This is a genomic window from Deltaproteobacteria bacterium (assembly GCA_028818775.1).
Lineage (GTDB): Bacteria > Desulfobacterota > Binatia > UBA9968 > JAJDTQ01 > JAJDTQ01.
This window is the reverse complement of sequence record JAPPNE010000148.1, coordinates 1-11,189: the sequence shown is the minus strand read 5'-3', so window position 1 is coordinate 11,189 and position 11,189 is coordinate 1. Positions and strand designations below refer to the sequence as shown.

Here is an 11,189-nt window from a genome sequence, read left to right as displayed (position 1 = left end):
ACCCCGCCACAACGATCGCGAGCACCCCAACCCGCATTACTCAACAGTCTCCTAGCCCACCGCGCAGTACCGGATCGAGATAGTTGGCGTCGAGCGCCTTGTCGTAGACGGTCGCAGGGCCAGACAGCGCTGCGGCGGTGAGCCGGTTCAGCGCCTCGGACAGGTCGCTTGACAGCAGCGTCTACGCTGCGGCTGAGACCCTTGCACCAGCGGCTGCGGCGGTTTCGCGGCTCTTCTGTGCTCCGCGGCCGGCTGTCTTTGCTGCGCTGGTCACCGCCGACGCAGTACCTCTCCCAGCGGCCACAGCCGCGTCCTTCGAGGCCATCCGCCGCCAAGGACGCGGTGCTCGCGGTCTGCTGTCCTCAGAATGGGTGGAGGCATCGGATGATCCCGTGTCTGCCTGCACGGGCCGACACGGTAGCCGCAGGCGGCGCACCAAAGCCGGCTACCGGCCCTCGCCGCCGGGTCATCTCATTTCGCCCGCCAAGGCTGGACATGACCCTGATAGAAGCCATCAGTAGACCGACACTCAGCATCAAAGTGGTGCGCATGGCGTAGCGGCGCACCGCCCACGGCTTCACCAACCCCGCCAACTTCCAAGCCGGAGGCCTATTGATAACGTGACCAGCCAACCGGTACCAGCAAACCCACATCCCACGCTTATGCGAAGGTTCCAATCGTTAGCAGGACAGGGTTACCCTACGGAACGTCGTCCTTGGTTGGCTCATCATCGAAGTGGTCGTGCTCACGCGTCTGGAGGTTGGAGGAATGATCCCCTTCTCCGCACCATGGTTAATCCCTCCTTAGAAAAGTAAGCGGCCAACGCTTGATCGTACTCGGGTACTAGCTCTAGCTCTACGACCCTGGCAAGTTCCCTACCAGTTCGAGTCAAGGCAACTCCAGAGACTCGGAACTCTTGATTGGGTTCACGTTCACCATCTGGTAGGAGTCCTCTGTCCTTGCCTTGATATATGAAGCCTAGGACTGTCTGGTTTAGGGGCATCTGAGGAATGTGGCCCGCTATGCAGAGTCCGTAGTCCTGCCAGGAGTTATAGTCCGATATTACTAGGCCATGCTCATTCATCATGTTGAGATCATCGAACGTGATCCCGTAGTTCTTCAGTGAATTGTTCGCCGCACTACCTTCTAGGGACGGAACGCGGTAATCGAGGTACTCGCCGTTCGGCAATAAAATATAGCTCGCCATTGAACACAGGCGTCGGAACAACCGGGCTGTTGCTTGATCGAGTCTATCGAGAGTATTGAGCGTCCTGATCGAGATGCTTCCGGGTCGTTCTGTTTCTCCAGCTAGGATTCTGGCCCAAGTGTCCCGCAGTTCATCCGTTGAGGCATGTTGGGCGGACTCAGTGAAGACGGAGACCCACCTGCTGTCGGGTTGCTGACCGGGCACTTCCTTGTCGGCTAGCGCTTCGACCGTCTTCTCTAGGACCGACAGGACATTGGCGACACGCTCATCCTGCTGACGCTGCTCCAACTGTTCGATGCGTTCCAATACTCCAGCGAGGTTCTCAGGTTCTTCAAGCTCCCTGCTGGTAACTGCTACCGGTTGGTCGGAGGATTCGGCATCTTCTAGCTCTTTCTTCTTCTCCTTCCGTCGCTTCAACATGCCGTTCACGCTCGAAGTTCCAAGATGGGCAAGAATCTGGGCACCAATGGTCCCCAACACTTCTATGCCTGGTACCATGACCCTCACCTCCCGGCGCGAACGGAATCCCTCATCCTCGGTTGCGGCCTTAGCCGAATCCGCCCCGACCGGAACCAGCTCACCAGCAGCACCGCTGTCTGCACGGTCATCTCCGTGGCTTCTTGCGAGACCTCTAACGGTGCGGATTCGTGTCCGTGGCGGAGGTGTCCCTTCCACACCATCTCCATCATCGCTAGGACAGTGTTGACACCGCCATCGAACTCGGAGTCCGTTTCCCATTTGTCGGGCTTGCTACGGATCGCCGCGCACATCTTTCCCAGAGTTGCGTTCGGATCATTGGGTGTGACGACAGGCTTGGCTGCGATCTCGATGGACTTGACGGCCTCCATGCAAACGTCGTTGGTCTGCGGTTTACGTCCGAAGCACCGCGACCATGCAGTGCGGAGATGCGTAGCAGCTTGATCGTGCTGACTTGTTTCGTTCGCGAGAAGGCGGGTCATTTCTTCGGACTGCCGATACTGCAACTCGTACCGCTGAGCAAAATCCTCACCAACGCAGTAGGCGCTGCGAGCTTCCCGCAAGTACGTCTCCAGAATCACCACATCATCGATACGCGCGAACCCCAGAGCGACATCCACTGCATCCAAGTGAAGGTGATCATCCTCAGAAAACGCTTGCTCCAGCGAAGGAAGGTAGTCCCGAAGCTCGCCCGAGAGAATGGTTCGATCCGTGAGGCGCTCCAGTATGCCGAGCTTGCGCTGGTCAAGCTGGGGAGTCAAGAATCGGTCGCTGATGGTGAACTGCCTCATCGTCCATTCGAGCAGCGAGGCACGAAGACCGTCAGGCACGTCTTCGCGCAAGACAAGGAAGTCTCGTTGCCGGTCGGCGCTTCGCCGTGTCGAGAACGGCCGCTTCACCACGGCTGCGTACTCCTGCCGCTGCTCATAGCGGGCGAGCCTACCGACGCACGACGGCGCGTCGGCTCCCCTGCGGGAGGCTTCTAGAGCTGCGAAGCGGCCTCCGGTGCCCTAGGAGAGTGTTGAGCAACTGGGTTGCTGGCTGTCGTTTGGGGGTGTGTGGCGGGGTTGGTGTGGTGTTGGGGGTCGGGTCGGCCGGGGCGGTTGTTGGGGTCGGGCGGGCTGTGGGCGGCGGGGGTGGCCGAGGGCGTGTGTTGGGGGTCAGGCGGCGGCGGGCAGGGCGTGTGGGGCGTCGTTGCGGGCGGCGCCGAGGTTGGCGAGGCGCACGAGGTTGACGGCGGCGGCTCTGTGGGTGAGCCACAGGTTGTTGGCGTTGACGCCGCGGTAGGGGACGCGTCTGGCTTTGCGGTGGGTGAGCCAGGCGATGGTGCGCTCTGCCATGGGCCGGTGCCGGCGGTACGCGGCTCGGGTCCGCGGCCGCCGCCAGCGAGCCTTGTCGGCTTGTCGGTGGGCTTCGTGGGCGTCGACTGTGACGCTGCGGCCCCGCTCAGATGTGGTGCAGCGGGCCTTGAGCGGGCAGGCGGCGCAGAGCGCGCCGAAGCGGGCCGCGCCGGAGGTGACCGATTTGGTGTGCCCGGCGGGGCAGGTCACGGTCTGTGCGCCGGCGTCGATGGCGAAGTCGTCTCGGGTGAAGCCTCCCGCTACGCGCGGCGGGCGCTCGATGGGCTTGACGGCGGCGTCCCATCCGGCGTCCGTGAACGACTCCAGCGCCTCGCCCGACGCGTACGCGGAGTCCGCCAGCACCAGCCAGCCGTCGTCGGCGGTGTCGGTGTCGACTCCGTCGTCGGCGGTGTCGGGGCGGCTGGTGGGGTCGGTGTCAAGGAGCCGGGCGCCGACTCTGGCGTCGGAGGCGTCGGCCGCGGTGGGCTCGACGGCGGTGATGAGGCCGGTGTCGGGCTCAGCGACGACATGGGCCTTGTAGCCGTCGCGGCGCCGCGAGCGGGTCTTGCGCGCGTGGCGGGCCTCGGGGTCCACGGTGGAGACCACCCGGCCCCGAGCAACCCGACGGGCGATGCGCCAGCGCCCCGGAACCCTCGGGTCGGCCTCGACGTCCTGGCCCGCCACCACGGCCAGAAGCCCGACCGCGTCGGCCTGCTCGTCTGTGAGGTCCAGGCCCTCCGCCGCGTCCAGCACCGCACAGGCGTCTGTGACCAGCTCGTCGATGAGCCAGGCCCGCTCACCGGCATCAGATCAATCACATGCGGGCCTGGCGCGGCCGTCGTAGTCGTGGGCCAGCCCCAGCGCGGCGGTAGCCCCCACGAGGCGCCGCACCCGCCGGATCTGCGAGCTGACCATCATGACCGTGTCCTGGGTCGTGACCGCGTCGTCGAGCACCGTGGAGTCAAGCGCCCGCCGCCGGCTCCCAGACAGCGCCCCACAGGCCGCGGCCCACTCGCGCACCGCGTCGAACACCCGCTGCGCGCGGACGCCGGCGCGCAGCCGGGCCCGCCACAGCGACAACACGCTGCAATGGAACCCCCCATCGTCGACAGCCAAACCCGCCGCGCCCTTCCAACGCACATCACAGCGCAGCCGCTCCAGCGCCTCACGACCAGAGCACCCCTCCAACGCCTGCAACACCAACACAACCGCCACAACCGACGCCGGCCGCGACGGCGCGCCCCGACCCGACGCAAACAAGTCCACCAACATCTCACCGGGAAACAGCCCCAGCCGGTTCCCCGCCAAGAACCGGCACACCGACCCCCCACGCACCAGACCCCCACACAGGCCCAACGCATCCAACAGTTCCCGACCCGGACTCTCAGTTCCCTGCATAGCCCCATTCTCCCATCCCGCCACAACGATCGCGAGCACCCCAACCCGCATTACTCAACACTCTCCTAGTCCCGGCGATACGCGGGTCTGGCAGCGTTCCCCGCGTGGTGGACATTCCCGGCTGGCTTCGGCGCGCGGTGCAGCGGGCAGCCCGTCCGCAATCGTTTCTGTGTAGACTTGCAAGATGTCGGAGATCGAGCCGGTGAGCGGTCCTGCACACTCGAAGGAAGTCCAGCGACTTCAAGATTTTGAGACGACTCTGATGTCCGCGCTCGACCGGGTGGGCCTCCCGTCCGATGGCGTTCTGGTCGAGATCAAACAGCGGTTCAGGGTGTTCGAGAACTACCCGAATGTGATTTCGGAGCTCACGAGTGAGCGCCGAGGCGAGTCGATGTACCTTTCGAAGCTGTTGGCGGCTGTCGGCGCTGGCCTGTTCGACGCCGCTCTCAACTACCTATGGGACGAGACAATCGCGGAACTGCGAAGACGGGTCGCCCGATACGACCTCGCGTATTTCTTCGACATTGCTGTCCCGTCTCCAGATCGACGCAAGGGTCTTCACGACGAGGAGCACCTGGATCAGATCTCTGACCAAGATCTGATCCGTGCTGCCAGGGAGATCGGGCTAATCTCAGATATCGGATATCAGCAGCTGGATCTGACCCGCTACATGCGGAACTACGCCAGCGCTGCGCACCCAAACCAGAACGAGATCAACGCATTCCAGCTGCTGGGATGGATCGAGACCTGCATCAAAGAGGTAATTACCCTCCCTGAGACCCAGGTCGTGGCAGAAACCAAAAAGCTCCTGCACAACGTCCGAGCAGGGGCGATCACGTCACAGAACGCGTCAGCGACGGCCGAGTTCTTCGCCGAGCTCTCCTCTGAGCGCGCTGACAACATCGCAGCAGGATTCTTCGGCATCTACGTCGACGAGGACAGCAACGAGAGAGCACGCGATGGCGTACGCCTCTTGATGCCCCACCTCTGGTTCCACGTCACCGAGCCGAAGCGGCGCGAATTCGGCGTGAAGTACGGCAAGTACGTCGCCAACGGCGACACGGCGAGAAGCGAGCGGGCGCGCGAACTCCTCGACGTCGTCGAGGGCGCCGCCTATCTTCCTGAGCCGGTCCGCGCGGCGGAGATCTCCACGGCGATCGATGATCTGCTCGCGGCCCATCGGGGGTTCAACAACTTCCATACGGAGCCGGGGCCGGCTCGACGCCTCAACAGGCTCTCTTCTGAGCCGGTGCCGTCAGCCGTCCGCGATCCCTATGTTCAGGCAGTCGTTGAGGCATTCCTCACGAACGGAAACGGAATCGCTTGGGCCGCTGACGGGCACTACGCCACCATGATCTCACGGTTCGACCCCGATAAAGCCGAAGTCGCGCTCAAGCAGATCTTCGACCCGACGGTCGCCAGCAAACTCCGGTTCGACACAGCGCAGACCAAGTTCGACGAAATGCTGAACGCAATTGAGCCAAAGCTCACGAGAGCCGCCGCCCGCGACCTAATGGACGCGATACGCTCCTTCCGGGGCAAGCCCCACAAGATCGCCAAAGACTCAGAGCTCAAGCGGATGGTCAAGCAGCTCCGGTAGCGATGGCGTTGGCCACGCCAGTTGCTGTCGAACTTCGGGCAACTGCACCGCAGCACCGGCCGTGACACAGAGCCAGGCGTTGGAACGGCGCTCGGAGATGAAGGCGTGCGGCGTGTGGTGTCCGCGGACAGATCCGGCTCACGGTGATCCCGAATGCGAGGTGCGCGCAACCGTCCCGGGCGCTCCGCCAGGGAGCAAGGTCCGCTGCTAGGGGCTTGTGCGCCGCCGTGAGGGGACGCGGCGGGCTGCTGCGGCTACCATTCGGGACTATCGAGGCTGATGCTGGGCGGCTGACTGCTGCGTCTTCCTCCGGCGCGGCCGGATCGTCGGCGCGGGCTGCGGGCGAGGCCGGGCCGGGGGCCGGGGAGGCGCGTGCTGAGGGGCGGCGGCTGGCTGCGGTTTGGCTGTCGGCGGGGAGCGCGGTGGCTGCGATGGTCGGGGCCGGGTGGTATGCGGCGGCCCGCAACGGCGGCGCTCCCGGCGGCGACATGGTGGGCCACGCCGCGGCCGCGGAGTGGCTGCGGACCCTGCCGTGGTGGGACTGGCGGGGCTGGTCGGACTGGTTCTACGGCGGCCAGGCCATCGGCGTGAACTATCCGCCGCTGGGACACGCCTGGATGCGCTTCACCGACCCGGTACACGGCCAGATGGCCGCGGTCGCCATAGGCCTGCTGGTGCTCGTGCCGTGGGGGGCGCTGCGGCTGGCCCGGGCCGTCGGCTACAGCCCCCGAGCCCAGCGCGCCGCCGTCGCTGTGGTTCTCGTGCTCACCGCGGCGTCGGCCCACATGCACTGGTTCCTGTCAGGATTCCATCTCCGGCCCACCTTCTTCGGGTCGTGGCCCGCCATGGTGGCGGTGGCCGTCGGGCTCCACGCGGCGGCCTGGGCGGCGCGTCCGCAGCGACCGGCGACGTGCGGCGCGCTGGCCGGCGTGGCGCTGCTGTTCAACGCCACCGTCCTGCCCGGCGTGGCTGCCGCCTGCGTCGTGCTGCTGGCCACCAGCGGCGCATCGTTCCGCCAGGCCCTCCGCTGGGCCGCCACCGCCGCAGCCGCTGCCTCGGCGGTGAGCGCCTGGTGGCTGGTGCCGTTCCTGCACGGCCGCGAACGCCTGGTGCGCTGGGAGGTTCCCCTCTCAGAGGCCTGGGACTACAGCAGCGATTGGGGCGTGGCGGTTCTTGCTGTGCTGGCCGTGGGCGCGGCGTGGGCGGCCCGCCGCGGCGACAGTTCCGCCCGACGACTCGCCGGCGCCGCCCTGGCCGGCCTGCTGGCGGCGGCCGCGGCCGACCTGTTCGGCTACCTGCGGCCGGAGCGTTGGTTGGAGTTCCCCATTCTGTTGGCCGCGCTGGGCACCGCCGGCCTGTTTTCGGACGGGCCCGACGAGGAGACGAGGCCGGTCCGGCCGGCCTGGGCGGCGCTCGGCGCCGGCTCTCTTGTCGTGTTCGTCCTCGTCACGCTGCGCCTCGAGGCCCTGCCCCTGGGCCTGTGGCTGATGTGGCGTCCGCGACGCGTCGTCGCCTGGGGCGCCGCTCTGGCCTGGGCCGCTGTTCTTGTCTGGGTGCCCCTCTGGGCTCTGATCCGCAACCCTGTGCCGCCTGCCGGCCCGGCAGACGCACTCCTGGCGGCAGACGCCTCATATGGCGCGCCCGGCAGCGAGGGACTCGTGTACCTCGATCAACTCTACAATTCCTCGTCGGGTGACGTGGCAATCTGCGGATGGCGCAACCCTTGGCACACGACGGCCCGCACCAGCGGGGATATGCGCCCCCTTTCCGGTCTCTACAAGGAGACCAGCGCGACCGCGGAGTTCGTCGATGCCGCGGCCGAACTGCGCCGCGGCGGCTATCGGGCGGCCGGTGGACTGCGCCCGCATTGGTTCGAGGCGTGGGATGCTGCGGGGAGTCCGGAGTTGTCGGCGATGGCGGCGGCTGAGGCCCTCGGGGCCCGCCGGCTCGTCGTCTGCAATGCTGACGGCGCGGCGAAGATCACTGAGCTGCCCGACATCTCAGCTTCGGGTGTGGCCGTCACGCCCCACCTCGACGACGATTCCTGGCACCGAGCCGCTGTCGACTGGTGGATCGAGATCGGAGCGCCGGGCGACGGCCAGCGGTCCGAGACGGGGCCGCAAGCGAGCGCGGTGCCCGTGCGATGGTCCGGACAGGCTCGGGGCCATCCTCCCGACGAGTCCGCCCGGGGAGTCGCGCTGCACGCCACCGGAGACCGACTCGCCATCAGCGCCGACAGGGCCGGATGGGTGTGGGTACGGATCCCCTGGGATCCCTACTGGACCTCCGGGGGCGGCACGCCGGTGCTGAAGGGCGGGCCGGGCCACATCGTGGCTTGGGCGGACCGGGGCACGACGGAGCTTCGATGGTTGGTGCCCGGATACGTGGACGCCGCCGTCGCCGCAGTCACGGGTGCCGCGCTGCTCACGACGGCAGTCCTCGCGGTCGTCAACCGTCGTCGAGGCTGGGACGCGGAGCCCGGTCGCGCCCGACCAGCGGCCAACGCGCGCGACGTGTTCGCCAGCACGCTGGACGGATGGATCTCCAGCGGCACCTGCAGGGCACGCAGCGCCCTCCACGGCTCGCGCCGACCGTGCGGAAGTGAAAATTTGCGGAGCGTCTCCCCGATCGCTACACTCGGACGTAGGGTCGCCTTGAGGTGGCGGCAAGCGAGGAGGTTCTCATGCTTATTTCGTTGGCCGTAGGTCTGCCGACAGCTTGCGTACTAGGCTACATAGCAGGGCGGCGTCTCCAGTCGCTGCCGTTCGCTAGGAGGCTGGCCGCTGCTCGCGGCGGCGACATGCGAGGCATCGCCCTCCAGACGATCATAATCATGGTCGTGCTGCTCGCTATCGCCGGCGCGGTCGCCGCCGTGCTGTTCAACCGAGCTGCCGAGGAAACCCAGGCGCTGGAAGACAGCGAGGACGTGTCGATGTACGCAATCACTAGCCCGCTCCTCTGCAGGACTGGCGGCTTCACTTGGGTGCCTGCTGCGGCTATGCCAGGGGCCGGCACTTCTGCGCTCGAAGGGCTCACGAGAGTCGGCATTACTGACGTGAATCGCGATCCCGCCGCCGGTGTGCAGGACGGAGACGGCTACTGCGAGCCCTCCCCCTAATGTGTGGGGTGCGGGTTAGCGATTAGTGATCCCATGCCCGATCGCTGAGCGTGGGGAGAGCACCCGAGCTATCTCTGTTGGGACCGTAGGAGACTGTTGAGTAATGCCGATCCCACGTGACACACAAGCCTCTGACCTGGGGTTTTGCGATCACAGAATCGCGATTCGGGGACATGCTCATCGCTCTCCTAGAGACCCCGGGCGGATCAGAGTGCGGGCGCAGGGCCTCGCCCCCGCGCCCATCGTCAAGCGCCAATGAGGTCTCCACACTCGAATTGCAGGTGGTGTGGTGAGCGGGGGATGGCGCTTCAGACTGTGATAATCATGGCGGCCTTGCTTGCGATGGCGGTAACGATCTCGGCGGTGATTCTGATGCGGGGTGGGGATGCCGCTAATGACTTGGAGCGACAGAACGTAACGTTCCAGCCGAGCCGGTTTCGCACCCAGGCGTTGTGCGAGGAGTACGACTACAGTTGGGACACCGACGTGACTCCCAACGTATGTGTGGATCCGTAGGCGTCTGGACAGGCGACGCGAGCATCTCACGCCAGGGTCTTCGCGGGCTGACGGCGGCGTGAGTCGGTGGGGCGCTCGCGGCCGGGTCACGGTCTTGGGGCCGTCCGGCGAGCCGGCGCAGGCGGCAAGCCTGTCGGGTCGCTGGCGGCCGGGGCGGCGCCGTGACGAGCGGGGTGAGGCGATCGCTGCCGCGGTACTGTTCGCCGGGGTGCTGCTCATGGTTCTGGTCGGGATCCATGTGGTGATCCTGGCGATGGCGCGCACCGCGGTGCAGTCGGCGGCGGATGCCGCGGTGGCCGCGGCGCAGGCGGCCGGGCCGGGCGGCTGCACCGGCGACGCCGCGGTCGGCCTTGCCCCGCCCGTGACCGCTCGCGAGTGCGAGGCCGCGTTGGCGGCGCGTGTCGCGATGGCCGCGTCTCGGAACTCGATCGTCGAGACCCGCCCGCCGGCGGTGGACGTCCGAGCGGACCGCGGCGTGGTCAGCGTGATCGTGTTCGGCGGGACCATCTCGCCGGTGTTCGGCGGCCTCGAACTCACCGCCGAGTCCTGCGGGCCCCTCGACCACCTGTCAGTGACGGAGGCGGTGGAGCTGTCAGACGCCGTGGCGTTCGAATGCTGAGCGCCTGGCGAGATCGCGGCGAAGCCGGCTCGGGCATGACCATCGGGGTGGCGATCGTGTTCCCGATGCTGGTGATCACGGTGATGGTGTTGCAGACGGTCGCCGACTCCGCCCGCATCGAGCAGAACCTGCAGGCCACCGCCAACCGCGCCGCCCAGACGGCGTCTCTGTGCTGCCACCGCACCGACCGCGCCTACGAGACGGCCCGGGCCAGCCTCGCCACCGCCGAGCGGGCCGGCGCCTTCAACAAGCTCTTCTGCAACAACGACCTGCTCGCGGACAGCGTCGTCGTGTTCGAGGACGTCGGGGGCGGCGTCGTCGCCAGAGGAGGCAGCACCGTCGCCAGTGACACCGTCGGCTACTACCTCGGCCCCGACGCCTTCGGCAACTACCTCGGCCCAGGCCCGCCCGTGCCGCCCGCGGGCCGAGTACACGTGTACCTGAGATGCTCCGTCCCACCCCAGATCCTGGGCAGTTTCGCATTAGGGGTGTTCGACACCGAGCGCACCGTCGTCGCCACGGCCACCATCGACCCCCACCGGTCCCGAACCGGCACATGACCCGTCCGGTCGCCGTTCGTCCGGTCGCCCCCCGTCCGGTTGCCGTTCGTCCGGTTGCCGTTGGTCCGGTTGCCGTTGGTCCGGTTGCCGTTCGTCCGGTCGCCCCGGCTCCGCCCGACAACCAGCGCAGCGGGCCCGTCCCGGAGCTGTCTCGGCGCAGCCGGCGCCGAATCGCCGCAGCAGCCGGGGACCAACGCGGCGACTATGCGGTGTTCATCGCCATAATCGTGACCGCGCTGCTGTTCCTGGGCGGACTCGCCTACGACGGGCCACGTGTCATCGCGGCGCGTCAGGACGCCGCCCACGCCGCCAACGAGGCCGCCCGGGTGGCCGCAGCCACCATCGCCGCCGGCG

At 67.0% G+C, this 11,189-nt stretch carries 8 protein-coding genes and 1 pseudogene; 6 read left to right on the top strand and 3 right to left on the bottom strand.

Going from position 1 to position 11,189, the window contains the following annotated elements; genetic code table 11:
• Nucleotides 1-745: 745 nt before the first annotated feature.
• From OXU42_16200 to OXU42_16190, 3 genes and pseudogenes are all read right to left on the bottom strand, one after another.
• Nucleotides 746-1,705, bottom strand: a complete 960-nt coding sequence (locus OXU42_16200) for a DUF2806 domain-containing protein (protein MDE0030929.1) — start codon at nucleotides 1,703-1,705, stop codon at nucleotides 746-748.
• Nucleotides 1,706-1,710: 5 nt separating this feature from the next.
• Entirely contained in the window at nucleotides 1,711-2,586 is an 876-nt protein-coding gene (locus OXU42_16195) for a hypothetical protein (GenBank protein MDE0030928.1), read from the bottom strand.
• A gap of 258 nt (nucleotides 2,587-2,844) precedes the next feature.
• A pseudogene (locus OXU42_16190) lies at nucleotides 2,845-4,422 on the bottom strand (IS1182 family transposase).
• 184 nt (nucleotides 4,423-4,606) lie between these two features.
• Between OXU42_16190 and OXU42_16185 the strand changes: the two are divergent.
• The 6 genes from OXU42_16185 to OXU42_16160 all read left to right on the top strand — a co-directional run bounded on the left by OXU42_16185 (nucleotide 4,607) and on the right by OXU42_16160 (nucleotide 10,835).
• Complete coding sequence (locus OXU42_16185; protein MDE0030927.1) at nucleotides 4,607-6,022, top strand: hypothetical protein; 1,416 nt, start codon at nucleotides 4,607-4,609, stop codon at nucleotides 6,020-6,022.
• A 422-nt stretch (nucleotides 6,023-6,444) separates the two neighbouring features.
• The gene (locus OXU42_16180; GenBank protein MDE0030926.1) at nucleotides 6,445-8,727 is read left to right on the top strand and encodes a hypothetical protein; all 2,283 of its coding nucleotides are present in this window, start codon (nucleotides 6,445-6,447) and stop codon (nucleotides 8,725-8,727) included.
• A complete protein-coding gene (locus tag OXU42_16175) occupies nucleotides 8,706-9,140 on the top strand; it encodes a hypothetical protein (GenBank protein ID MDE0030925.1) in 435 nt (144 codons plus the stop codon). Before OXU42_16180 ends, OXU42_16175 begins: the two co-directional genes overlap by 22 nt.
• A 300-nt stretch (nucleotides 9,141-9,440) precedes the next feature.
• Nucleotides 9,441-9,656, top strand: coding sequence for a hypothetical protein (locus tag OXU42_16170; protein MDE0030924.1), 216 nt, complete (start codon nucleotides 9,441-9,443; stop codon nucleotides 9,654-9,656).
• 94 nt (nucleotides 9,657-9,750) lie between these two features.
• Nucleotides 9,751-10,275 carry a hypothetical protein gene (locus OXU42_16165; protein ID MDE0030923.1) on the top strand — a complete coding sequence of 175 codons (525 nt, stop codon included), beginning with the start codon at nucleotides 9,751-9,753 and terminating at the stop codon, nucleotides 10,273-10,275.
• Nucleotides 10,269-10,835 (top strand): hypothetical protein, encoded by a 567-nt coding sequence (locus tag OXU42_16160; GenBank protein MDE0030922.1) that lies wholly within the window; start codon nucleotides 10,269-10,271, stop codon nucleotides 10,833-10,835. The genes OXU42_16165 and OXU42_16160 overlap by 7 nt, the downstream gene beginning before the upstream one ends.
• Nucleotides 10,836-11,189 lie beyond the last annotated feature (354 nt).